This window comes from Planktothrix sp. FACHB-1365 (assembly GCF_014697575.1).
Lineage (GTDB): Bacteria > Cyanobacteriota > Cyanobacteriia > Cyanobacteriales > Microcoleaceae > Planktothrix.
The window spans coordinates 119,499-143,435 of the sequence record NZ_JACJSC010000011.1; the positions used below are offsets into that span (position 1 = coordinate 119,499).

Consider the following 23,937-nt stretch of genomic DNA (forward strand, 5'->3'; position numbering starts at 1 on the left):
TTCAGGGTTTAAAAATGTCCTAACCGTAATGCGTAGCGCTATATAACATTTAACTAGGTTAAATTCAATTTAAGTTTTAATCTTGTCCAAATCGATACAATTTTATAACGCAAATATTTAAACCCAGCTTTATATAATCGTTTAAAATCATAATCAAATAAAATAGCCATCATATCTTCTAAAGATAAATCTTTGAGATAGGATACCCCTTTATCAATAGACTGATCACTATATTTTAAATATTTACTTAATCCCATTTGTTCTGACCAGTTCCAAGTTCTAGCATAGCTCTGTCGAATTTCTTGACGATATCCGGCAAAATCTGTTATTTTTCCGATCAGATAATCTTGAATATATCCACAAGCAATATTAGCATTTTGCATTCCATGACGAATCCCTTCTCCTCCTAACATATTCACCATTGAAACCGCATCCCCAATGGCAATAATATTATCATTATAATAAATATCTTCTAACCCACTACAATATTTTAACATTCCTCCATGATAGTTAATGACTTTATAGGAAATTCCCCCTAAATACTCTGTTAATAATAACTCCACATAGGAACGTAACGTTTGAGTTTCATTTACCCATATGTGGGAACGATTTAATTGAGCAGAACCCACTTTTAAGCGATTATTTGCCATCGGAAAAATCCACGAATACCCCCTTGGCATCCACCGATGACCTAAAAAGAAAATTAAATCTTGAGAATACTGTTGATAATCAATTTTTGAAAGTTCAATTAAATATTCTATTCCTGTCCCCGTTAAATAATTCGGTTGCGGTTCTTTTTTATTATACATGACTGCCCTAGCTGGGCCTGTAGCATCGACTAAGATTTGCGTTTCTACCTGAATAATTTCTCCCGTAGACCTTTTTTTAAATTCAACAATCGTATTCTGATGATTTTTAATATACCGAAGATAACGACATCCCATCCAAACTTTCCCGCCTTGGCTTTTAACTTCTGTAGCTAAAAATTCCCGTAATTTAGCAAAATCAAAAACAGCCCCCAAAGGAGTTGGAGACTGCCATTTCTGATGAATATTCGTTGTAACAATCACTAAATTTTGCCAATAACTCCCGATAACAGTTTCCGGTAAATTGAATTTTTCCAAGGTTTCTAAAGGCGTAGCGGCACTGGAAAAATCATTTTTAGAAAAAGTTTCATGTTGTTCAATTAATAATACCCGTTGACCGACTTGGGTGAGTTGTCTTGCACATTGACCTCCTGCTGGCCCCGCACCAATGACCACAACATCGAAACATTCCATAAAAATCTCCAACAACTTTTGGGAACTCAGTATCTTTAGATCTGAGAGGAAAAACGAGCTTGCGGTTTTAACCGCCTACCCGCTATAATGATTATATCCTTAGCGGAAAGTCAAAATGCTTCTCACTTAAGTAAACACACAAGTAAGCTGGATGAGTTAATCGGACAGTTTAGAGGCTGTTTGGCACAGCCTTTAAGGGTTAATCTCTTTTAAGAATCCTCGTCGCTTGATTCGCGAGGAGTGTCAACTGGATAAAATCTCAATTTTAACGAGCTATTCTAGTTTAACAAATTAGGGTTAATTTAATCTGAGGCTTTGGGGTAGATGCACAGAGGTCTATAACAATGTGCAAGGTTCAATTTTTAGGACTGATTTCAGCTTTTTGTTGAGGACTTTCTAATCGATTGACACCGGACGAAGAAGGCAATATAATAGCATTGAAAGCCGGAACTTGACAGGTGCTTATATTGGCTTTAGGTAAGCAAGCAATGGGTTGAGTTGCCAAGGAAGGAATCACAACAAATTCCCCTTCTAAAACAAAATCATCAGCATTTAAAACTACCCCTAAAATTTCCTGAGTGGATTTAATTTTAATAACGGCATCATCTGACCGTCCATCCTGATCAAAATCCATCAATTCTGTATAGTCTAAATCATCTTCACTAATGCCATCGGTTAAACCAATTTTATCTCCATCATGGAACCAATCAAAATTAGAAATCACCGAAACATTAGACAAATCATTGGTCGCATCTTGAGTTTTGAGGATAAATACATCGGTATTCCCATTACTACTGGGTGTTTGCGCTGTTCCTGGCATGGGAATAAATAAACTAATCAGGAAGGGAAAAATAGTGGCAATTAAAAAGGTGCGAACTCGGCTTGAAATCATACATTTTCCTAATGCTTTGATTTCAATCTACGCAGGGGTTTTATTGCTTTCTGACCGATGAGTGCTACTATTCTAAGTTCTACAGTGCTCAAGGGGTTTTATCAGGGTCTAGGAAAAGGGAAAACCCTGATGTTGCTTGAGTTTGTTAGGATTTCAGATGGGTTATGGGTTGATGAGGAAGTAGACACTTGGAAAATTGGAAAATTTGACTTTACATTTCTATAGATTGATCAACGACCGTTTAATATTATTAATAGTTTTTTTACAAAACATTAGCAGAAAAGGGAGGGTTATCATCTTTATTTAGGGTTCTAAAAAACCCTGACTGAACCCCCCCCTACATCATTATTTGTGCCGGATGAATTCGTAAATGGCTAAATAATCCGTTCCCGGTTGGTTCCAAGAATAGTCATAATTCATGCCTTGAATTCTCAATTTTTCAAATTCATCAGGATAGTAATTCCAAAGCCCAATAGCGCGATCCATTGCTGATTCTAAGGCTTGAAAATCGGTGTAATTGAAAACATAACCATTGCGTTCTTCCGGTGTATGATATTCGTCATAATCTCGATCAAAAACGGTATTTACTAAACCACCAACCGCGCGAACAACGGGAACAGCCCCATATTTTAACCCAATCATTTGAGTTAACCCGCAGGGTTCATAATTACTGGGAACTACAATAATATCGGCGGCTGCATAAATTAAATGGGATAATTCCTCATTAAACCCTAGTTCTAAATGACAATCTGGGTTATCATTTAAAAAGTTCTTTTCATGCCAAAACCAAGAGTTAATACTCGCTTCTGTTGCCGATCCTAATAACACAAATTGAGCTTGTCGATGCAGAGCATAATAAATGGCATGATGAACCAGATGCACCCCTTTTTGATCGTCTAAGCGACCAATATAACAAATGAGGGGTTTATCTTCATGACTTAACCATAACCGTTCCCGTAAAGCTTTTTTATTCTTTTGTTTTCCTTCTAAAGTTTTTGGCGTATATTGTTCAGGAATAAATCGATCAACTTCCGGGTTCCAAACTTCATAATCAATCCCATTTAATACTCCACCAAATTTATGTTGATGTAGTTCTAGGGTATGTCCTAACCCATAACCAAATTCACCATAATGGGCTTCCCAAGCATGGTTAGGAGAAACCGTTGTTACAAAGTTAGAGTAAACAATTCCCCCCTTCATAAAATTCAAGCCAAAGGGGTTAAAATTATCGCGTAAACGGTCATATTCAAAATAGTAGGATTCTCGGTTTAATCCCGTAGCCCAAAGGATATTTGTGCCAGCAATTCCTTGATGTTTAAAGTTATGGATGGTATAACAAACTCGGATATTTTCCATGCCATGATATTTGTACATTTCATACAACATGACTGGAATTAAACCCGTTTGCCAATCATGACAATGGAGAATATCAGGACGTTTTCCAGATTTAAGTAAAAACTCTAATGCCGCTTTACTAAAAAAGGCAAATCTCAGATAATCATCGACACAACCATAATAACAACCTCGGTCAAAGAAATGATCCTCGGAGTGAGGTTCAATAAAGAAGCATAACCGTCCATGAACCCAACCACAAAAAACAGTGCAGTGTATCGCCCCATCAAACCAAGGTACATATAAATCTTGATAGGCTTCATGAAGTCCCCATATTTGGTCATACCTCATGCAGTCGTACTTGGGCAATATAATCTCAATGGTATGACCCCGCAGTTCTAACTCCCTACTGAGTCCGTACACAACATCGCCTAAGCCTCCCGCTTTGATGACTGGGGCACATTCAGAGGCAATTTGTACGATGTACATCCTGTTTCCTCACTCCAAACCGTGATGTTTTGTCTCCCCCATAGTAATCAGGTTGGCTACAATAGTAAACCCCTGAAGGATGATTTTTTTCGAGGGATTGCAGGCCAGAAACCGGGTTTGTTAAGCTCTCTTTCGGTGAAGGTACAAAGATCACGACAGAAATCGGGTTTCTTAAGAGTAAATCAGTAGAGTGGTGGTCAGAAACCGGGTTTCTTAAGCTATCTCTCGGTGAGGAAACAAAGATCACGACAGAAACCCGGTTTCTTAAGAGTAAATCAGTAGAGTGGTGGTCAGAAACCGGGTTTCTTAAGCTATCTCTCGGTGAGGAAACAAAGATCACGATAGAAACCCGGTTTCTTAACGCTCTTGTTAGGGGTCAGAAACCCTGTTTCTCAAGTCATCTTTATTATGTTATAATATTACAAATTTATTAACATCTATGGTAAATAAGTTTTGTTAATAGCATCTTTAATCTCGTCTAGGCTAACATCTGCCTGATCTGATTTTGCATAGATTAGCAGAAGCAAAATTAATTCAGGTGAAACAACTTGATAGATCACCCGATAGCCACCACTTTTGCCTGTGGGAATATCACTATTTTTGGCTCGAACTTTAAAAACAGCTAAGTCTATACCAGAGAGTTGATCGCCGATAAAATTTCCAATCTGTAGCTGCTCAATAATCGGCTGAATATCAGATTGAATTTTTCGATAACGTTTAGTTAATGCTTTTAGACGGCGTAGGAAGGGTAATGTAAAGCGAACTTCTATCATCAATTTAGACAGTGGTATCTTCCCAAAGTTGTGATATTGGAAAGGTTTGTCCTGCTGTGGCAAGTTGCATAGATTCTTGTAGGTCAGCTAATATTTGGGCTTTTGGTTCTTGTTCATCAATCCAAGCTAAACCACTAACAGGATCAGAGTTGATTGTATTCATAAGTTGTTGCCAAAGTTCAACAGGAACAAGAACATCGGTTGTTTCGCCATCGGCATTGGTGACATAACGAATAAGATGTTCAATTTGTGCGATCGCCATAGGTTTAACCCTCTTATCATGATCTTATTGTAGAGATGGAACTGTCAGCATATTGCTAACGTCCAGATTTAGAAAAATCAGGAAAAATTATCTATTATAGGATTATACCATAAGATCATAAAATAATGCTATAATAGAAAAAAATTATCAATATTTATAGTGAGTTATTATGCCCTCTTTAGAAGTTCGTGAATTTGCCGAAAAAATCAATCAATTATCCCTTGAGGATAAACAATGGTTATTACAAGAATTAATGCAACAAATTACTATTTCTAACGATTCTGATATAAACCCATCGAATTCTTTAACGAATGACGTTAAAAAGACATTTAATATTACTCCTGCTGTCCCAGGAAGCGGTTATACTGATACAACAATCAGCCATGATCAGATATTAGCGAATACCTTATTAGGTGAGCCATGATTACCCCGTATGGAAATTCAATTAATGATAGGTGGTCAGAAACCGGGTTTCTTAAGCTATCTCTCGGTGAGGAAACAAAGATAACGATAGAAACCCGGTTTCTTAAGATTTATTGCTAAGGTAAACCAGTACAAGGTAAACTAGGCGGTGGTTGTGCTTCTCCTGGCTGAGGAAAATAAGGTTGACTATTGATTAAACATAGATCTTTTGGACACTTAGGCTCAGACCATCCATTCCCTTGCCCACGACATTTTGCATTTTCAGGTATAATAATTACATCTCCTTGGTTTGGACATGGAGCCCAGCGTGATGACGCATAATAAAAACACAGAACTTGGCCTGTGTCGGGATTAGTGTAAGTTTGGGAGGCAATTCTCTGATTCCAGGGACTATCCCCAGACTGTGCTATAATACTAGGGTTATTCCATTTGAGAATAATACTTGTATGATTAGCATTAATTCTAGGGGTTTCGGGTAGATTAGCATTAGCATTTTGGGTTCCTTTAATAACAGCCCCACCTAATGCTAAAGCACCACTGAGTAATAAAATGATGGCTTTTTTATTCATTGATTTCTTCCCCACTAACGAGTAGGAACGCCATAATTACTTCTAGTTTTAGATACCTTTATTCTAAAGTCTGCTTTAAAAATTAATCCGGGGAAAAAAACGGATTTTCACGGGAGTTTTATTACAAAATATTGAGCAAAAACACAGAAAAGTTAGGAAAAATTGGGATCAAGATCAGCTATAATTCTCGAAACCTTTATCCTATATACATTCGATGGATGTAAATGAAGTGTTACAATTTGTAGATCGTGTTGTTTTTGAACAAACTGGAAAACACCTTGATGATGTTCAAAGGGCTATAGTTGAAGGAACTTGGCAAAGACAAACTTATGATAATATTGCCCATGAGTGTCATGTTAATAAAAATTATGCTAGTGATGTCGGGGCTGAATTATGGCAACTTTTATCTCAAGCATTGGGTGAAGATATTAAAAAAACTAATTTTCGTTCTACATTAGAAAGAGTTTATATTAAATCATCACAAGTTATTGGTTTAGGAAATCATCATAATTTTCATTTTTGTACACAGACTTTTAATCAGCATAATACTAATAATCGAGAAACTAATATAAAATCTCAATCACCTTACTATGATTTAACCTTAACTCCTAAAATTATCAATTTTTATAATAGAAAATCAGAACTTAAAACCCTTTTGAGTTTGATATTAGATAATAATATTCGTTTAATTTCAGTTTTAGGATTATCTGGAATAGGGAAAACGACTTTAGTTAAAAGATGGGTTGATTTGAATTTAGATGAATTTGAGGTAATTATCTGGAAAAGTTTAAAATATCCTAAACTTTTAGAATTATTGATTGATGATTTATTGAATACTTGTAAGCAAGAATTAAAAGTAACTAGAGATGACAACTTAAAACAATTATTTGATGTTTTCACGGATAAAAAATGTTTGATTATTCTTGATGATGTTCATCATATCTTTACCAGGGGTGAATTTTCTGGACAATATCAAAGTGTTTATCAAGATTATCAAAACTTTTTTAAACTGATCACAGAAACAGAACATCAAAGTCATCTAATTTTAATCAGTCAAGAACAATGTGCAGAAATGGAATGTTTGGATGAGGAATTATATCCGATAAAAGCTTTAAAATTATCGGGTTTAGAGAATGGGGAAATTTTGTCAGGGATGGGATTAAAAACAGATCAGGATAGCGGCTTGAAATTGATTGAAAAATATCAAGGAAATCCGATGTATTTGAAAGATGTTGCTGTTTTAATTAAAGATGTTTTTGATGGGAATGTGGCTGAGTTTTTAGCTGAGGATAGTTTGGTCATTACGAAAGAAATGCGATCGCACTTTAACCAATTATTCAACAGACTTTCACCCGTTGAACAGAAAATTGTTGTAGAATTGAGCAAATTTGATCAACCTGTATCCAGAGAAGAGTTAAGACAGCATTTAGATTTGTCCTCAATAGACTTAATTAATGGGTTACAATCTTTACAGCAACGGTATTTAGTTAGTAAAATTAAAACTGATCCAATTTTGTTTAATTTGTCTTTACTTTTTCAAGAGTACCTGAGAACAATAGAAAAAAATTCTATTAATCCCTAATTTATGTAACCCTAAAAATTTTAAAATTAATAATCATTCTAACGATATTTCATCAGCTAAAACTGGATCATCCTTGGGTGGATGTCTTTCTGCAATTAAATCAGCAGCACGAATATCAATAATTCTATTTCTATTTAATTCTAATAATTGTACAGTAGCACGTCCTATCGATGTTAAGCCAATAATATAAAGTTTATCTATCGACCAAATAAAGTGATCTTTCCAAGTATGTAAACGGGGATTAAATAAAAAAACTTCTGAATTTGATTCTGGATCAATAGCCTTAATTTTATTCGATTTTTTACGGTTACAATGGAAACAAGCTAAAGCCAAATTATCAAGAGAGTTTGCGCCACCTTGCTCAATGGGAATAATATGATCAATCGTAAATTGAACATATTGCCATTTTTCGGAAGCATGACAATATTCACATAAATATTTGGCTCGTTTGCGAACTTCTTCAGAAGTATTTTTATTCATATTTTAATAATTTAAAAGCTGTCAATACTTCTCCCTAAATTTGACTTAAATACAGTAAAGATTGCGAATTGTCCGATTTACTAAACTTAAATAATCATCTAATTCTTCATAAGCATCTAACTCTTTTTCTTCTTCGATAGTTAATACTGCTTGCTTTTGTTTCTCAAGTAAAGTTTCAATTCTACTTTGAATATTTTCAGAAGCACGAAAGATAGTAATTCCTTCTATTAAACTAATGCTAATTATTCCTTCTAAGGAAAAATTTTCAGGTAAAGTTTCAAGTTTGGGTAAAGTTAAATTTTGCATGATTTAAACTGAATTCAAGTATATAATAGCTATCTGACTTTGTACTCTTTTAACCTATTATAGCATGGCTTTTAATGCCATGCTATAATTGGATCTCAGCTTTCCTGTTACTGTTCCCTATTCCCTATTCCCTATCTATCGTTAAGGTTTAAAACCAACAGCTTCAGAAATAGATTTTAACCCATATTGATCTAATTTCTGTAAGAGTCCTTCTAATATTCTTTTTACCATTCCTGGCCCTTCATAAACCCAACCCGTATACACTTGAATTAAACAAGCCCCTGCGGTGATTTTTTCCCAAGCATCATCGGCGGTAAAAATTCCCCCAACGCCAATAATGGGTAACTGTCCTTGGGTATTTTGATAAATCCAACGAATCACTTCTGTAGACCGTTTCTTCAGGGGTGCGCCACTAATTCCCCCCGCTTCTTCAGTAATATAACTTCCAGTTTGGGGTAGCCATTGAGTTTTTAATCCCTCCCGTTTTATGGTAGTATTCGTCGCAATAATTCCGGCTATTTTATGAGTTTGAGATAAATGAACAACATCGGCGATCGCATCCCATTCTAAATCCGGTGCAATCTTAATAAAAATTGGTTTATTGTCTGTATTTTCCATTTTCAAACCCTCTATAATTTTACTTAATTGTTCAGCATCTTGAAGCGATCGCAATCCGGGGGTATTAGGAGAAGAAACATTCACAACAAAATAATCTCCATAATTCTTTAACAATTTAAAACTCCCTAAATAATCTTCTGCGGCGGCTTCTAACGGAGTAATTTTAGATTTTCCTAAATTAATTCCAATAGGAATCATCAATTGTTGTTGGCGTTTTTCTTGTAATCGTTGCGCCAATATTTCCGCCCCTAGATTATTAAATCCCATGCGATTTAAGACCGCTTGATCTTCAACTAATCGAAATAATCGAGGTTGCGGATTTCCCGGTTGCGGATGGAGGGTAACAGTCCCTAATTCTGTAAATCCAAATCCCAAACTTTGCCAAATTCCCGCCGCGACCCCATCCTTATCGAAACCCGCCGCTAAACCGACAGGGTTATTAAACGTTAAACCCCATAATTTCTGCTGTAAACGGACATCTTGTAAACAAAATGAGGGTCTAAGTTGAGATTCTACCCAATTTATCGGAGACTGAGACTGATTTTGGTCAATCCAACTCAAGAGTTGTAAAGCTCGATGATGTGCCCATTCGGGGTCAAGCTTTAATCCATAGAATAAAAGGGGTCTAACAGTGCTACGGTAAATATCCAAGATCGTCTCCTCTGCTTATGTCCAGAACGCTAAAACTCAAGGGTTTCCTAAGTCCTGATTGTCAAATTTTAATTTAATGTATTTTTTGAGCAAAATCGTGAAAGACTAAGGGTAAGATGGGATGAGAAACCAGATCAACGGGGAAAGTATTTTTTTACCTTATCCCAGAACATTGCATTTGTTGAAGATCTCCATTAAATTTTTAATTTTAAACCTAAATTAAAGTATACGGTTTGGGAGTTTATTATGGGTCTATCCGAAGAATCGATCGCATTAGATCAACCCATCATGACATTAGGGCGTGTCCTCCAGACCCTACAAGATGAAGATAACGTTGATGTTTTAATCGAAACCACTTTAGACTATATCAAAACCGAGTTTAACTATAGTTTAATTTGGATTGGTTTATATGATCGTTTAGATCATCGCCTCCTGGGAAAAGGAGGAATTATACCCACCGAAGATTCTTGGTTACTCAAACAAAGATTTATTTTATCTCCGGGAGATTTACTCGAACAAGTTGTGATTGAATTGCGACCTGTGGTTGTTCCTGATTTAAGAGAAGAAACCCGTGCGGGGGAATGGCGAAAAGCAGCCCAAGCTTTTAATATTCAGGGCTCAATTTTATTTCCCATGCGCTACAAAGATCGGTGTTTTGGTGTAGCTTTATTAGGATCAAGTGAGTGGGGAATTTCTCCGAGTTCAATGGAAAAAGAACTGATTTCAATGGTATTAGGAACCTTAGCCACTTCTTTATTCCAAATTGAAACCACTTGGATGTATCAACAAACCAAACGACCTGATCAACCTTTTTTTAAACTGTTAACTCAATTTAGAACACTGAATACCTTAGATCGCTGTTTAGAAGTCGCCGTAGAAACCACCCATGAATTTATTGAACCTACGCGCACAAATGTTTATTGGTACTATCGAGAAGGACGGTATTTTTGGCGACGGGCGAGTAATCAACAAAAAATGCCCGGTATCAGTTTAATGAAACAAGCTGCTTCTGGGGTAACGGTACAAGATTTAGGGGAATTTTATCAAGCTTTAATTTCCGATCATTTAGTCTCTATTGGCGAGTCTTATAGTTCGTTAAGAGCCGATACAACGGAACGATTAATGGAGAAAATTCGCGCTCGATCTTTATTAGCTGTTCCCATTCTTTTTAACCAAGAAATGTTAGGATTTATTGCCGTTGAAGGACAACATCCTCGGATTTGGCAAGAAAATGAAAAACAATTTTTGCGAGGGGTTGCTCATTTGATTTCCTTAACTGCACCCTTAGCTGAAATGGAAGCCAAAATTCGACAAATTGAACTCGATCAATCCCTAACAGCTAAAGTTACCCGTGCAATTGTAGATGATCAAGATTGGCAGTTTTCTTTAAAAACTACAGCAAATCTTTTGTGTCAACGATTAAATGCGGGGCGGTTTTTATTAATTAAATATCAACCGGAAACCGAAGACTTTAAGATTCTTTATCAACATTATCCGTTAAATCGAACGGCTATTCCTTCCCCTTTAAATGCGCTTACTTATCAAGATTTGCAACGCTTTAAAAATCAAACTGAAATCTTAGTGGTTGAAAATTATGAGGAAGATGAAAAATTAAAATCCTGGCGAACTCAGCTTCGAGATGCTGGAGTGCGATCGCTGATGTTGTGTCCGGTTAATGGTTATATTACAACCGGAAAAAATCAACAGCAAAAAGTTCCCCAAGAATTATTAGTAATTGGTCATGAATCTCCTCGAACTTGGGATCGAGCCGAGCAGGAATTAGTTAAAATTGTTGGCCAACAATTGAGCGTTATTTTACATCAATGGCAACTTAATCAACAAATTCAATCTGACGAAGATTTTAATCGAGTTTTAGAGGATTGTTGGTTAACCTTACAAAAAACCGACCAATTACCATCTATAGAACAACAATTTACCCAAGATATAGCCCAATTATTACAAAGTCCTTTAGTTGTATTATTAACCTGGATTGAAGGTTCAAAAAAAGCTAAAATTGTCAGTTGTGTGGCGCGTCAAGCAACTCTATCAATCAACACAGAACGATTAATTACGGTAGCTAAAGATCCTTTAATTCAACACGCTTTATCAACGGAAGAATTATTTTGGTGGCCTGTACAAGAATTATCAGCTTATACTCGACAATGGTTTACCAGTTCCGTTGATAAAATATTAGTAACTGCCCTTCGCACAGCCAAGAATCATCAGCCGACAGGTCTTTTAATTATTGCTGATCCAGAGCAAATTCATGATGAATCTCATATCTCTTTAACCATGTTGAATTTGTTAGTCATGCAATTTGCTTGGTCACGGCGCTATTTACGAATTCAAGACACGTTAAAAACCCAACATGAAGAATTACAATGGCTGAATTGGTATAAACAACGGCGCTTAGAAGAATTATATCGAACCGTAGGCGGAGGACTGAAACAATTAAGCGAATTAAATAATTCTCCGTTTCAAGGTTCTGATCCTCAGAAAACCCAACTTTCCCATTTACGTTATCAACAATTATTACGTCAGATGGGCAATGCTTTAGCTTCTACGAGTTCTTTAATTAAACAAGAACAATGGCGACTTCATCATCACCATGATATTGTTCCAATTACGAATTTATTACGATGGGTACGGGAACGATTAAATGCTATTATTCGCAATAAACAAATCCAATTTATTGTCAAACAAGAGGGGAATTTTAATGTCATTGGAGATCGGATTAAACTAGAACTGGTTTGTTATGAAGTTCTATTAACAACCTGTCACCGTTCTGAACCTGGAGGCATGATTGAGGTTGTTAGTCGCCTTTGTACTGATCATGAATTAGAGCTTTTTATTACAGATTATGGTAAAATTAACCCGCAACTGATTATTGAGTTAAAAATGGGTTCCCATCCCGATTTACTAGCTCCCTCTCTGTTAACGTCTTCTCCGGGTCAACAGCTTTTAATTTGTCAACAAATGTTAGAAAAAATGGGGGGAGACTTATTACTAGAAAAATCAGAAAATCAACCTTTGATCACCCGGATTATTTTACCCGTATCTTCTTCAAGTTGAAGGATATTTTAAATTTATTTGAGCTTGTTTAGTTTATTTTAGTGTTTTAATATGTTGCTTTCCTTGCGAATCGAAAACTTTGCTCTCATTGATCATTTAGATTTAGATTTAGGAACAGGCTTGAATGTTTTTACCGGAGAAACGGGAGCCGGGAAATCCATTATTTTAGATGCGGTTGATGCCATTTTAGGGGGAAAAGTAGACCGCCGTTCAATTCGGACGGGAGCGACTCGATCTTTATTAGAAGCAACATTTGAGATTGAAAAAAAATGGCTTAATTGGTTAACAGAACAAGAAATTGATTTAGTGGATGGGAGTTTAATTGTTTGTAGTCGAGAAGTGGTGATTACCGGGGATAAACTTCGCAGTCGATCACGGGTAAATGGAGTCTTAGTCAATCGTAAATTAATTGATCAACTCCGCGATCGCTTCATTGAAATTACCGCCCAAGGACAAACCTTACAATTAGGTCAACCGGAACTTCAACAGGAATGGTTAGATCTCTATGGCGGTCAAGCTTTAATCAACGCTAGAAAAGAAGTTTCCCTCGCCTATACCCAAGCTCAAACCTGTAGCCATGCTTTAGAAAAGCGTCGTCAATTTGAACAACAACGGTTACAACGATTGGATTTATTAACCTATCAAATTCGAGAATTAGATGCAGCAACCTTAACAACACCCGATGAATTAGAACAATTACAAATAGAACATCAACGGCTGAATCATATTGTTGAACTTCAGCAACAAAGCTATCAAATTTATCAAGCTTTATATCAAAATGAAAGTGGGTTAGCGGCTGCCGATTTATTGAGCCAAGCTGAAGGTAAATTAACGGATTTAGTTGAATATGATTCCCAACTGCAACCGATTTTAGAAATTGTCAGTGAAGCGGTGGCTCAAATTACTGAAGCTGGACGACAAATCGGCAGTTATGGCGAACAATTAGAATCCGATCCTCAACGGTTAGAAGAAGTGGAAGATCGAATTCGAGATTTGAAACAAATTTGTCGAAAATATGGGCAAAATTTAGGAGACGTGATCGAATATTATCAACGCATTCAAACCGAATTAAAAGACTTAGAAGATGAAGATCAATCTATTGAAGCTCTTGAAGAAGCTTATCAACACACCCTGCAAACCCTAAAAGAAACCTGTCAACAGTTGACCAGTCTACGTCAAAAAGCAGCCCATCAATTAGAAACTCATTTAATTAAAGAATTGAAACCTTTAGCGATGAAAATGGTTAAATTCCAGGTCGAACTTCATCCGATTTCTCCAACCGCAACAGGAGCGGATCAGATTCGATTTTGCTTTAGTCCGAACCCCGGAGAACCTCTCCAACCCTTGGGAGCGATCGCATCTGGGGGGGAAATGAGTCGGTTTTTGTTAGCCTTAAAAGCTTGTTTTTCTCAAATTGCAGGGTCAGGAACCTTGATATTTGATGAAATTGACGTCGGAGTATCGGGACGAGTAGCCACCGCCATTGCTCAGAAACTCCACCAACTCAGCCAACGCCATCAAGTCCTCTGTGTTACCCATCAACCTCTGGTGGCTGCTATGGGAGATCATCATTTTCGAGTCACGAAAGAAACCATTCAAACGGACTGTGATCTCAACTCCGAGGGGACTGATCCTGAAACTCGAACCGTTGTTCGGGTCACTCCCCTGACTTCCCCCCAACGCCGGGAAGAACTCGCTCAATTGGCCAGTGGAGAATCGGCCCAAGAAGCGATCGCCTTCGCCGAGTCCCTCTTGAGTCAAGCTGCATTGATGAAGAAATAGGGAGGCAGGGGATGTAAACTTTTTCTATAACCCATAAAAGTAATTAATTTGCGAACATAGTAGAGGCTGTCAGAATCCTTTTGACACCAAAAACTCTAAAATTATGACAAAATAAAGCTATTAATTGCTAACTAATATGAAATCTTTAAATGTTTGCTACACATCTCCCCCCTTTTTAAGGGGGGTTGGGGGGGATCATCTGTAGCGTTCATAATGGGATTTCATATAATAATATATGAGGATAGGACTATGAATGCTTTAACTGTTAATTTGAAATCATTAATAGAAATGACGGATGAGCAGTTTTTTCAGCTATGTCAAAACAACCGAGAATTGAGATTTGAAAGAAATGCAAATGGAGAACTAATAATTATGCCGCCAACGGGAGGAGAAACAGGAAACAAAAATGCGAGAATCACTCAACAGATAATGAATTGGACTGATGCTGATGGTACTGGCATTGCTTTTGATTCTTCGACTTGTTTTAAATTGCCTAATGGTGCAGATCGTTCTCCCGATGCTTCTTGGATCAAGTTAGAAAGATGGGATGCTTTAACTGATGAGGAAAAACAAAAGTTTCCCCCTATTTGTCCTGATTTTGTAATTGAGTTACTTTCTCCTAGTGATAGTTTGAAGACGACACAGGAAAAGATGAAGGAATATATAGATAATGGTGTGGGTTTGGGTATATTAATTAATCGTAAATCTCGTCAAGTAGAGATTTATAGACCCGAAAAAGAGGTTGAGGTTTTAGATTCTCCTGCTACGGTTTCGGGGGAAGATGTTTTAAAGGGTTTTGTGTTAAATTTGGAGATGATTTGGTAAATTGCGATCGCCACTTCAAAAAAATCAAACAGCGATCGCGAAGATCAAAAAGGAATATTCAGTTAATATAGAATAGGATATGAGATCGTTAAAATTTCTCCCCGAACATTCAATGAGGATAGGACTATGAATGCTTTAACTGTCAATTTGAAATCATTAATAGAAATGACGGATGATCAGTTTTTTCAACTCTGTCAAAACAACCGGGAATTGAGATTTGAGAGAAATGCAAATGGAGAGTTAATAATTATGCCACCAACGGGAGGAGAAACGGGAAATCGTAATGGTAGACTAAATCAACAATTATTTAATTGGACTGATGCTGATGGTACTGGCATTGCTTTTGATTCTTCGACTTGTTTTAAATTGCCTAATGGTGCAGATCGTTCTCCCGATGCTTCTTGGATCAAGTTAGAAAGATGGGATGCTTTAACTGATGAGGAAAAACAAAAGTTTCCCCCTATTTGCCCTGATTTTGTAATTGAGTTACTTTCTCCTAGTGATAGTTTGAAGACGACACAGGAAAAGATGAAGGAATATATAGATAATGGTGTGGGTTTGGGTATATTAATTAATCGTAAATCTCGTCAAGTAGAGATTTATAGACCCGGAAAAGAGGTTGAGGTTTTAGATTCTCCTGCTACGATTTCAGGGGAAGATGTTTTAAAGGATTTTGTGTTAAATTTGGAGATGATTTGGTAAATTGCGATCACCACTTCAAAAAAATCAAACAGCGATCGCGAAGATCAAAAAGGAATATTCAGTTAATATAGAATAGGATATGAGATCGTTAAAATTTCTCCCCGAACATTCAATGAGGATAGGACTATGAATGCTTTAACTGTCAATTTAGATTCAGTAATAAAAATGACTGATGACCAGTTTTTCAAGCTATGTCAAAATAACCGGGAATTGAGATTTGAAAGAAATGCCAATGGAGAATTAATTATTATGCCACCAACGGGAGGAGAAACGGGAAATCGTAATGCGAGTATTACTGCTCAAGTTTGGATTTGGAATGAGCAAAATAAGGAGGGTATAGTTTTTGATTCTTCCACTTGTTTTAAATTGCCTAATGGTGCAGATCGTTCTCCTGATGCTTCTTGGGTCAAGTTAGAAAGATGGGATGCTTTAACTGATGAAGAAAAACAAAAGTTTCCCCCTATTTGTCCTGATTTTGTGATTGAGTTACTTTCTCCTAGTGATAGTTTGAAAACCACACAGGAAAAGATGAAGGAATATATAGAATAGGATATGAGATAGTTAAAATTTCTCCCCGAACATTCAATGAGGATATGACAATGAATGCTGTAACTGTCAATTTAGATTCAGTAATAAAAATGACTGATGACCAGTTTTTCAAGCTATGTCAAAATAACCGGGAATTGAGATTTGAAAGAAATGCCAATGGAGAATTAATAATTATGCCACCAACGGGAGGAGAAACGGGAAATCATAATGCGGGTATTACTGCTCAAGTTTGGATTTGGAATGAGCAAAATAAGGAGGGTATAGTTTTTGATTCTTCGACTTGTTTTAAATTGCCTAATGGTGCAGATCGTTCTCCCGATGCGTCTTGGATCAAGTTAGAAAGATGGGATGCTTTAACTGATGAGGAAAAACAAAAGTTTCCCCCTATTTGTCCTGATTTTGTGATTGAGTTACTTTCTCCTAGTGATAGTTTGAAGACGACACAAGAAAAGATGAGGGAATATATAGATAATGGTCTGCGTTTGGGTATATTAATTAATCGTAAATCTTGTCAAGTAGAGATTTATAGACCCGAAAAAGAGGTTGAGTTTTTAGATTCTCCTGCTACGGTTTCGGGGGAAGATGTTTTAAAGGATTTTGTGTTAAATTTGGAGATGATTTGGTAAATTGCGATCGCATTCCCTATACCCAAAATTTATCTATCTAAACTTGAACTAACGGCTGATTGTTTATAGATGAACGAGGTTGAATCGTCTTTTTAATTTCTTCTCCCGCTAACTCTTCGGCTAGGCGTAACTCATAAGCTTTTTGCAAATTAAGCCATAGCTCTGCACCCGTGCCAAACCATCGTCCTAGACGTAATGCCGTGTCAGCAGTAATACCTCTTTGCCCTTTGAGAATTTGCGTAATCCGATTTGTGGGTATATGGAGCGATCGCGCTAATTCTGATGCACTAATTCCCAGTTCTTTTAATTCATCAGATAAGATTTCGCCAGGGTGAATTGCAGGTCTTGCCATAGTTTTTTTCTCCTTTAGTGATAATCGACAATTTCGATATTAAATGGGCGATTTTCTGTTTCTGTCCACTCAAAACAAATACGCCATTTGTCATTGATGCGGTGCTGTACTGCCCTTTTCTATCTCCGCCTAGTGCCTCAAAACGATTACTTGGCAAAGCCTTTAATGATTCTTTATTAGGTGCGGCTTCTAGGATTTCTAGGCGTTTATATGCTTGTCTTTCAAATGCCTGAAATTCTTTGACCCGATCGCCAGCAGCAAATTTGGCTGTGCGTTTGTCTTTATATTTTTGAGGCATAGGCAAGTGTTATGCGTTACGTCAAGCATAACATTTATATCGCAATTTCGCAAAAAATCAACCTGCGATCGCCTAAAAATAACGACTCACAGGAATAGCGATCGCAACGGTCTACGCAAGCACACTATATATAGCGTGTTTGGGTAAGTCCTGACCGATTAAAATCCGTGATATCCTCTTAAATCTGTGAGTCCGATTGCCTCTAGCCCTATTTTTTCAAAATTGGTACAACAAAACACAGACAGCAATCTATACTAAATGCAACAATAGTCCCACAAACCCCATTCACCCCAAATGAAATTAAATTGAGCAAGTTGTCTATATCCAAAGTAAACTGGTAAATAGTATTTCTGTATGTCTTACTTTCTTTTGATAGTTCAAAGCTTAAATTTTTATTAACTTTTCCCTTGGTATTGTTTTAGCCCTGGTTTATTTAAAATGACTATGAAATCTGCATCCCCAACCAATTCTGTATCGGAAGAATCCACCGTTGTTTCAGCACAAGTTGTTGATGTAACGATTGATGTAGCTGCTGTTAAAGAATCCACAACCGATCGCAATGGCAATCAACCCCAAACTTCAAGAGGGGGTGAAACCCCTCAACAAGCGCCTGCTTCATCGGATAAAGGCGGGGGTTTAGTTGTTACGAAGGAACAGGGTGGAAATTTCTCCTCTTTTTTAGCGCCTTTAACCAAAGATAATTTTGTTCAAGTCGTTAAAGAAGTTGAGGACAAACTTAAAACCGTTAATCAAACCCTATCGATGCTGAATAATCTGCTCGATGCCCAAGGGTTTGAGGAAATTCTCAATGAAATGCTGCGATCAATTACCATCAAAATAGGGGAATTGCTCAATGCAGATCGCACCACAATCTGGCTAGTCGATGAAGACAAACATGAACTCTGGTCAATTGTAGCCGGAGGAGCAGAAGGAAAACCCCTAGAATTGCGGATTCCTTCAACCGCCGGAATTGCCGGAGAAGTCGCTACAACCCGATCTGTTGTTAATATTCCTTACGATTTTTACGCTGATCCCCGTTCTGCTGCTGCCAAGAAAATGGATCAGAAAAACGGATATCGGACTTATACGATGCTGGTCATGCCTCTATTAAATGATGAGGATGGACTGGTGGCTGTGGTGCAGTTACTCAACAAATTAAAACTCAATTGTAATCCGGTACTTCCCTTAGATGAAAAAATAGATTTTGAGGGGTTTACTGCCGATGATGAAAAAATATTTGAAGAATTTGTTCCCTCCATTCGCCTGATTTTAGAATCTTCTCGTTCCTTCTATGCTGCTACCGTTAGACAACGAGCCGCCGCCGCGTTAATGAATGCGGTCAATGCCCTAAGTAAGAGCAGTTTAGACTTAGAAGAAACCCTAAAAAATGTTATGGATCAGGCAAAAGAATTAATGAATGCCGATCGCAGTACATTGTGGTTATTAGATGAAGAAAAAGGAGAACTTTGGACAAAAATTCCCATTGGGGGTAAGTTAGTTGAAATTCGTATTCCTCAACACGCTGGATTTGCTGGAATTGTTGCCCAAAGTGGTGCTCCGTTATTAATTCCCTTTGATCTTTACAACGATCCTCGCTCTGAAACTTCTAAACAAACTGACCAAAAAACCAAATATCGGACGTGCAGTATGTTATGTATGCCCGTGTATAATGCTGATGATCATCTGATTGGTGTGACTCAGTTAATTAATAAGAAAAAACAAGGAGATTTTCCGGCTTATGATCCGACTAATTGGCCAGAAGCCCCGGAACAATGGAAAGCCAGTTTTAATAACGATGATTTAGAATTCATGCGGGCGTTTAATATTCAAGCGGGGGTCGCGCTGCAAAATGCTAAATTATTCCAAAAAGTCAAAGAACAGGAACAACGACAAAAAGATATTTTGCGATCGCTTACAAATGGCGTGATTTCAACCGATAAAGATGGCAAAATGATTGCCACAAATGAATGTGCAATGGAACTCTTAGGACTGCGGGAAGAAGATGTCGTTCAAGGGCGTTCTGTTCGGGATTTACTTCAGATTAAAGAAGGAGATTTTGGAAAATGGTTTGATGTGGCTTTAGCCCCGAAAGATTCCAAAGATCGCCAACAATATTATCCCGATCAAACCCTATTATCCGGTGCTTCTCAAGAACCTCGGAGTATTAATTTATCGATTAATTCCATGTCCGATATTAACAACCCTGAAAAAGTCAGTGGGGCGTTAGTGGTCATGGAAGATATTAGTGGGGAGAAAGAAGTTAAGAACTTAATGTATCGCTATATGACCCCAGAAGTGGCAGAACAACTGTTAGCGAGTGGCGATACGGGCTTAGGTGGAAAACGCAAAGATGTAACGGTTTTATTTAGTGATATTCGCAGCTATACCACCTTAACGGAAAAACTACAAGCGGAAGAAGTTGTTACCATGCTCAACTCCTATTTTGAGGAGATGGTAGACACCGTATTAGGGTATAAAGGAACCCTCGATAAATATATCGGGGATGCGTTAATGGCTGTGTTTGGATCTCCAGCCCCCTTAGAAGATCACCCCTGGATGGCCATGCAAGCGGCTGTGGAAATGCGCTACCGTTTAGCGGAATACAATGAAGGTCGAGTAGCCCAAGGGTTAATGCCCATTAGTATTGGTATGGGTCTGCATTCCGATGAAGTCGTATCAGGAAATATTGGGTCGAGTAAACGGATGGAATTAACCTCCATTGGGGATGGAGTTAACTTAGCGTCTCGTTTAGAAGGAACCAGTAAACAATATGGCACGGATATTATTATTAGTGAGAATACCTATACTCATTATGCGGATCGGGTGATTGTTCGAGAACTGGATTTCATCACGGTGAAAGGAAAAAGTCAACCCGTGAGAATTTATGAACTGGTGGGAATTCGGGAAGGTAAATTAGTTCGACCGATTTCTGAAAAACAGCAAAGTATCATCGACCATTATCATCAAGGACGGCAATATTATCTCAAACCCGCAACAGAAAAATTAACGGCGGCGGAAATTGTACCGATCTTAGAAGAACTCGAAGAAATCACCGAAGCTCAGATGAAAAAACTGTCCTATGATGATAAAGATTTGTTAGGACAAATGTTGGTGAAAAATTCCTTGAAGAAACTCACCGAGATGTTAGATGAAAACACAATCAAACGGTTAGCCTTAGAAGAATTTAAACAAATGCCCAGCGAAGAAGCTTTAGGGGTGTTACCGGACAAAATTAAGGGATTAACTCCCCGTGAAACCAAAAAACTATTCATGGCTAAACTGAAACAGTTTACAACGGATGTTAATACCCAAGAAATGTTAGAAAATGAAGCAACGGAGATGGCTTTACCGAAACTGCGAAAAATGATTGATTTAGCTAAACGAAAATTTGCACTTAAAGCTAAAGAATCGTTGAGAAATGCCAAACGTGAATTTCTGACGGTACTAGAAATTGATCCTAAGAATAAAGCGGCTAAATTACACGTTGATCGCTGTATTCTCTATGAAACCACTCAACCCCCGGATGAAACCTGGGATGGAGTTTGGAATTTGACCGAAAAATAGCACCCGTTAATCGAGGGTGGGATTCTATAAGGTAAAATGATTGTGTAACTTTGGTGTTGCACAACTATTGTTCAAAGACTGAGGCATGAAAATGGACGCTAATCTCATCGGGTAAAGTCCGGGTTTGACCTGTAAAGTTAAGATTTTTGAATAGAATTTAATCTGACGCAGTTGAACGTCATAAACTGAATTTTAGATCAATAGACGCGCTCGTTTCCAAACTTCCCACTTTTTCTTATGGTTAACAATCAGAGAGTAAGATATGCCTAGAGTCAGTTCACAATTATCCGATCTTCAGTGGGTTAAGCAAGTTCGTGACTTGTTAATTGAAGTGGCACGGGCTTCTTTAGCCGATAGTCCGAAATTGCCGGAGAGTGTCGGCACTCAAGCATTGCCTTTAGCTCAAAAAGCCCAAACTATTCTGCAAAAAAACACCAACACACCCAATCATCAGACGAGTTGGCAATCTCAAAAAAGTCAATGGATTGAGGACGTGCGACAATTGTTGTTGGAACTGTCTCGAATTGCTTTAGCAGAACGACCGAAACTCCCTGAAAATATTGCTCAACGGGCGTTGACTTTAGCGGAAACCGCCCAGGATATTCAGGAAGTTTCAGATGATTCAGGACGAGATGACACTTCAGGGAATGATGATGATGAAGCCGATGATTCTCCTCCAGAAACAGCCTTGTCCGTTAATGATTTATTCAAGCGTTTAAAAGAGTGTTTAACAATCGAATCTCAAAACAGTCATCAAGTTGGAGATGCTCAATGGCAGCAATTGTTAACATTACTTGACATGGTTCAGGATACCTATAACAGAATCCCAAAATCTTGAGCGATTCTGAGGGCATTGAGAGAGGTAGAGAAATTTACCCTAGGCTTTGAACAGCAGAAATTTCTCCCAATCTCTCTATAAAGGAGGAAACACTTTCCTTGAGTTTGTGCTATATTAGAATTTAGAAATTGTAATTTTTAAACAATTAATATCAAGCAGTCGTAGCTTTTATTTATGGAATCAGATAGTCAACCAGCCAGGAAAGAGTGAAAAATCTACTGATAGATTGGCAGACCTCATTGGAACCTTTATCGCTGTGTTAACCTTAACGCTACCTTTGCTTGCGATTGCCCGCTATTCTCCCAGCCAAATTAATCCTTGGCAGTCTTATCCCCCTAATTACCCATCAATTCAGAAGTAGGGGGTATGGGCTGTTGACTTTCTTTGAGATCCTCTCCCCCCTTGGAGGAAATGCCCATCCCCTTTAGAATGCTATTGGGGGAATGCCCCTAATTTGATTATTGCAACAGCTTGGAGAACGACTCGTGGATTTATCAAAAATTCCGCCCCAACCTAAACCGGGTTTAATTAATGTTTTGATTGAGATTCCCGCCGGAAGTAAAAACAAATACGAATACGATAAAGACTTACAAGCCTTTGCTCTGGATCGTGTGCTGTTTGCTTCGGTGCAATATCCGTTTGATTATGGTTTTATTCCTAATACCTTAGCCGATGATGGAGATCCCTTAGATGGGTTGGTGATTATGGATCAACCCACCTTTCCCGGCTGTGTGATCGCAGCGCGACCCATTGGGATGTTAGAAATGGTAGATGGTGGGGATCGAGATGAAAAAATTCTCTGTGTTCCCGCCGCCGACCCCCGCTATGCAGACGTAAAATCCCTTAAAGATATCGCTCCCCATCGCCTCGAAGAAATTGCAGAATTTTTCAGAACCTATAAAAATCTGGAACGAAAAGTCACGGAAATTTTAGGTTGGCAAGATGTTGATCAAGTGGCTCCCCTTGTTGAGCAGTGTATTCAAGCTGGAAAACCCAAAGGTTAATTCCCGTTCAACTTCAATCCTTTAGGATGACATAGGAGACAAATCCAACTTTCACAACCATGCACCGAACACTACTATACGCTAAGATTCATAACTGTACTTTAACCGCAGCTAATGTTCACTATGTGGGAAGTATCACCATTGATCAATCCTTACTCGATGCTGCTGGAATCTTCGTTCATGAACAGGTACAAGTCGTGAATGTTGCCAATGGGGAACGGTTTGTCACCTATGTTATTCCCGGCGCTGCTGATTCCGGTGCGATCGAATTGAATGGAGCAGCGGCTCGTTTGGGGGTAGTGGGCGATCGCTTAATTGTCATGTCTTATGCACAATTTTCCCTCGAAGAAGCAACCACCCATCAACCTAGAGTCGTGTTTGTCGATGAGAATAATCGAATTGTGGAAATTCGAGGCTAAAATGAACTGGGTCGTTCACCTCTGTGATAAAATGCAACAGGTTGTTAACCTACCTGCACGGCTGAACAGACCCAGAGTGCAGCCCTGCTCTGGCTGTAACTCGCTAAAAAAAATCAGGGAATCTATCAGCCCATTGACTCTCTCGGTATTTTAGTCCGATGGCAACGGCTGATAGGGAAACAGAATTGAATAAGCCCCTTGGGGTGCAGGGTGTCTCCCTAAGTCATACGGGGCTATTATAGGAGAGAG

Annotated in this window: 22 protein-coding genes and 1 pseudogene; 12 read left to right on the plus strand and 11 right to left on the minus strand. The window is 38.0% G+C overall.

The window, feature by feature from the left end:
- Positions 1-53: 53 nt before the first annotated feature.
- The 5 genes from H6G57_RS14590 to H6G57_RS14610 all read right to left on the minus strand — a co-directional run bounded on the left by H6G57_RS14590 (position 54) and on the right by H6G57_RS14610 (position 5,028).
- Complete coding sequence (locus tag H6G57_RS14590; RefSeq protein WP_190519706.1) at positions 54-1,280, minus strand: NAD(P)/FAD-dependent oxidoreductase; 1,227 nt, start codon at positions 1,278-1,280, stop codon at positions 54-56.
- Between the two features lie 355 nt (positions 1,281-1,635).
- Positions 1,636-2,172: a hypothetical protein gene (locus H6G57_RS14595; RefSeq protein WP_190519708.1), complete on the minus strand. Its 537-nt coding sequence runs from the start codon at positions 2,170-2,172 to the stop codon at positions 1,636-1,638.
- A gap of 345 nt (positions 2,173-2,517) precedes the next feature.
- Positions 2,518-3,993, minus strand: coding sequence for a glycogen synthase GlgA (gene glgA, locus H6G57_RS14600; protein ID WP_190519710.1), 1,476 nt, complete (start codon positions 3,991-3,993; stop codon positions 2,518-2,520).
- Between the two features lie 437 nt (positions 3,994-4,430).
- Positions 4,431-4,766 carry a type II toxin-antitoxin system RelE/ParE family toxin gene (locus tag H6G57_RS14605; RefSeq protein ID WP_190519712.1) on the minus strand — a complete coding sequence of 112 codons (336 nt, stop codon included), beginning with the start codon at positions 4,764-4,766 and terminating at the stop codon, positions 4,431-4,433.
- Between the two features lie 4 nt (positions 4,767-4,770).
- The gene (locus H6G57_RS14610) at positions 4,771-5,028 is read right to left on the minus strand and encodes a hypothetical protein (RefSeq protein WP_190519714.1); all 258 of its coding nucleotides are present in this window, start codon (positions 5,026-5,028) and stop codon (positions 4,771-4,773) included.
- 169 nt (positions 5,029-5,197) lie between these two features.
- Here H6G57_RS14610 and H6G57_RS14615 point away from each other — a divergent pair, with 169 nt between their 5' ends.
- Positions 5,198-5,452: a hypothetical protein gene (locus tag H6G57_RS14615; RefSeq protein ID WP_190519715.1), complete on the plus strand. Its 255-nt coding sequence runs from the start codon at positions 5,198-5,200 to the stop codon at positions 5,450-5,452.
- Between the two features lie 115 nt (positions 5,453-5,567).
- On the opposite strand, the gene H6G57_RS14620 is transcribed toward H6G57_RS14615, so the two are convergent.
- Complete coding sequence (locus tag H6G57_RS14620) at positions 5,568-6,020, minus strand: hypothetical protein (RefSeq protein WP_190519717.1); 453 nt, start codon at positions 6,018-6,020, stop codon at positions 5,568-5,570.
- Positions 6,021-6,234: 214 nt separating this feature from the next.
- Between H6G57_RS14620 and H6G57_RS14625 the strand changes: the two genes are divergently transcribed.
- Positions 6,235-7,602, plus strand: a complete 1,368-nt coding sequence (locus H6G57_RS14625; protein ID WP_190519719.1) for an NB-ARC domain-containing protein — start codon at positions 6,235-6,237, stop codon at positions 7,600-7,602.
- Between the two features lie 33 nt (positions 7,603-7,635).
- Here H6G57_RS14625 and H6G57_RS14630 read toward each other — a convergent pair whose 3' ends face one another.
- The 3 genes from H6G57_RS14630 to H6G57_RS14640 all read right to left on the minus strand — a co-directional run bounded on the left by H6G57_RS14630 (position 7,636) and on the right by H6G57_RS14640 (position 9,657).
- Positions 7,636-8,082, minus strand: a complete 447-nt coding sequence (locus tag H6G57_RS14630; protein ID WP_190519720.1) for an HNH endonuclease — start codon at positions 8,080-8,082, stop codon at positions 7,636-7,638.
- A 45-nt stretch (positions 8,083-8,127) separates the two neighbouring features.
- Positions 8,128-8,388, minus strand: a complete 261-nt coding sequence (locus H6G57_RS14635; protein ID WP_190519721.1) for a hypothetical protein — start codon at positions 8,386-8,388, stop codon at positions 8,128-8,130.
- Between the two features lie 141 nt (positions 8,389-8,529).
- On the minus strand, positions 8,530-9,657 hold the full coding sequence (locus tag H6G57_RS14640; RefSeq protein WP_190519722.1) for a quinone-dependent dihydroorotate dehydrogenase: 1,128 nt from the start codon (positions 9,655-9,657) through the stop codon (positions 8,530-8,532).
- A 246-nt stretch (positions 9,658-9,903) separates the two neighbouring features.
- Between H6G57_RS14640 and H6G57_RS14645 the strand changes: the two genes are divergently transcribed.
- From H6G57_RS14645 to H6G57_RS14670, 6 genes and pseudogenes are all read left to right on the plus strand, one after another.
- Entirely contained in the window at positions 9,904-12,729 is a 2,826-nt protein-coding gene (locus H6G57_RS14645; protein WP_190519723.1) for a GAF domain-containing protein, read from the plus strand.
- Positions 12,730-12,780: 51 nt separating this feature from the next.
- Positions 12,781-14,511 (plus strand): DNA repair protein RecN, encoded by a 1,731-nt coding sequence (gene recN / locus H6G57_RS14650; protein WP_190519724.1) that lies wholly within the window; start codon positions 12,781-12,783, stop codon positions 14,509-14,511.
- Positions 14,512-14,760: 249 nt separating this feature from the next.
- On the plus strand, positions 14,761-15,336 hold the full coding sequence (locus H6G57_RS14655) for a Uma2 family endonuclease (protein ID WP_190519725.1): 576 nt from the start codon (positions 14,761-14,763) through the stop codon (positions 15,334-15,336).
- Positions 15,337-15,462: 126 nt separating this feature from the next.
- Positions 15,463-16,038 carry a Uma2 family endonuclease gene (locus H6G57_RS14660; protein WP_190519726.1) on the plus strand — a complete coding sequence of 192 codons (576 nt, stop codon included), beginning with the start codon at positions 15,463-15,465 and terminating at the stop codon, positions 16,036-16,038.
- A 126-nt stretch (positions 16,039-16,164) separates the two neighbouring features.
- Positions 16,165-16,581, plus strand: a pseudogene (locus H6G57_RS14665) (Uma2 family endonuclease); the annotation flags it as partial.
- A 56-nt stretch (positions 16,582-16,637) separates the two neighbouring features.
- The gene (locus H6G57_RS14670; RefSeq protein ID WP_190519728.1) at positions 16,638-17,213 is read left to right on the plus strand and encodes a Uma2 family endonuclease; all 576 of its coding nucleotides are present in this window, start codon (positions 16,638-16,640) and stop codon (positions 17,211-17,213) included.
- 37 nt (positions 17,214-17,250) lie between these two features.
- On the opposite strand, the gene H6G57_RS14675 is transcribed toward H6G57_RS14670, so the two are convergent.
- Entirely contained in the window at positions 17,251-17,565 is a 315-nt protein-coding gene (locus H6G57_RS14675; RefSeq protein WP_190519730.1) for a HigA family addiction module antitoxin, read from the minus strand.
- A complete protein-coding gene (locus H6G57_RS14680) occupies positions 17,525-17,863 on the minus strand; it encodes a type II toxin-antitoxin system RelE/ParE family toxin (protein ID WP_199314304.1) in 339 nt (112 codons plus the stop codon). The genes H6G57_RS14675 and H6G57_RS14680 overlap by 41 nt, the downstream gene beginning before the upstream one ends.
- Positions 17,864-18,307: 444 nt before the next feature.
- Between H6G57_RS14680 and H6G57_RS14685 the strand changes: the two genes are divergently transcribed.
- The 4 genes from H6G57_RS14685 to panD all read left to right on the plus strand — a co-directional run bounded on the left by H6G57_RS14685 (position 18,308) and on the right by panD (position 23,688).
- The gene (locus tag H6G57_RS14685; RefSeq protein WP_190519731.1) at positions 18,308-21,427 is read left to right on the plus strand and encodes an adenylate/guanylate cyclase domain-containing protein; all 3,120 of its coding nucleotides are present in this window, start codon (positions 18,308-18,310) and stop codon (positions 21,425-21,427) included.
- Between the two features lie 262 nt (positions 21,428-21,689).
- Positions 21,690-22,265 carry a hypothetical protein gene (locus H6G57_RS14690; RefSeq protein ID WP_190519733.1) on the plus strand — a complete coding sequence of 192 codons (576 nt, stop codon included), beginning with the start codon at positions 21,690-21,692 and terminating at the stop codon, positions 22,263-22,265.
- 485 nt (positions 22,266-22,750) lie between these two features.
- Entirely contained in the window at positions 22,751-23,269 is a 519-nt protein-coding gene (locus H6G57_RS14695; RefSeq protein ID WP_072720391.1) for an inorganic diphosphatase, read from the plus strand.
- A gap of 59 nt (positions 23,270-23,328) precedes the next feature.
- On the plus strand, positions 23,329-23,688 hold the full coding sequence (panD, locus tag H6G57_RS14700; protein ID WP_190519734.1) for an aspartate 1-decarboxylase: 360 nt from the start codon (positions 23,329-23,331) through the stop codon (positions 23,686-23,688).
- Positions 23,689-23,937: the final 249 nt, after the last annotated feature.

Bases quoted from the DNA above. Each gene is read 5' to 3' on its own strand.
- H6G57_RS14590 (WP_190519706.1), bottom strand. From the start codon at position 1,280: ATGGAATGTTTCGATGTTGTGGTCATTGGTGCGGGGCCAGCAGGAGGT.
- H6G57_RS14595 (WP_190519708.1), bottom strand. From the start codon at position 2,172: ATGATTTCAAGCCGAGTTCGCACCTTTTTAATTGCCACTATTTTTCCC.
- glgA (WP_190519710.1), bottom strand. From the start codon at position 3,993: ATGTACATCGTACAAATTGCCTCTGAATGTGCCCCAGTCATCAAAGCG.
- H6G57_RS14605 (WP_190519712.1), bottom strand. From the start codon at position 4,766: ATGATAGAAGTTCGCTTTACATTACCCTTCCTACGCCGTCTAAAAGCA.
- H6G57_RS14610 (WP_190519714.1), bottom strand. From the start codon at position 5,028: ATGGCGATCGCACAAATTGAACATCTTATTCGTTATGTCACCAATGCC.
- H6G57_RS14615 (WP_190519715.1), top strand. From the start codon at position 5,198: ATGCCCTCTTTAGAAGTTCGTGAATTTGCCGAAAAAATCAATCAATTA.
- H6G57_RS14620 (WP_190519717.1), bottom strand. From the start codon at position 6,020: ATGAATAAAAAAGCCATCATTTTATTACTCAGTGGTGCTTTAGCATTA.
- H6G57_RS14625 (WP_190519719.1), top strand. From the start codon at position 6,235: ATGGATGTAAATGAAGTGTTACAATTTGTAGATCGTGTTGTTTTTGAA.
- H6G57_RS14630 (WP_190519720.1), bottom strand. From the start codon at position 8,082: ATGAATAAAAATACTTCTGAAGAAGTTCGCAAACGAGCCAAATATTTA.
- H6G57_RS14635 (WP_190519721.1), bottom strand. From the start codon at position 8,388: ATGCAAAATTTAACTTTACCCAAACTTGAAACTTTACCTGAAAATTTT.
- H6G57_RS14645 (WP_190519723.1), top strand. From the start codon at position 9,904: ATGGGTCTATCCGAAGAATCGATCGCATTAGATCAACCCATCATGACA.
- recN (WP_190519724.1), top strand. From the start codon at position 12,781: ATGTTGCTTTCCTTGCGAATCGAAAACTTTGCTCTCATTGATCATTTA.
- H6G57_RS14655 (WP_190519725.1), top strand. From the start codon at position 14,761: ATGAATGCTTTAACTGTTAATTTGAAATCATTAATAGAAATGACGGAT.
- H6G57_RS14660 (WP_190519726.1), top strand. From the start codon at position 15,463: ATGAATGCTTTAACTGTCAATTTGAAATCATTAATAGAAATGACGGAT.
- H6G57_RS14670 (WP_190519728.1), top strand. From the start codon at position 16,638: ATGAATGCTGTAACTGTCAATTTAGATTCAGTAATAAAAATGACTGAT.
- H6G57_RS14675 (WP_190519730.1), bottom strand. From the start codon at position 17,565: ATGGCAAGACCTGCAATTCACCCTGGCGAAATCTTATCTGATGAATTA.
- H6G57_RS14680 (WP_199314304.1), bottom strand. From the start codon at position 17,863: ATGCCTCAAAAATATAAAGACAAACGCACAGCCAAATTTGCTGCTGGC.
- H6G57_RS14685 (WP_190519731.1), top strand. From the start codon at position 18,308: ATGAAATCTGCATCCCCAACCAATTCTGTATCGGAAGAATCCACCGTT.
- H6G57_RS14690 (WP_190519733.1), top strand. From the start codon at position 21,690: ATGCCTAGAGTCAGTTCACAATTATCCGATCTTCAGTGGGTTAAGCAA.
- panD (WP_190519734.1), top strand. From the start codon at position 23,329: ATGCACCGAACACTACTATACGCTAAGATTCATAACTGTACTTTAACC.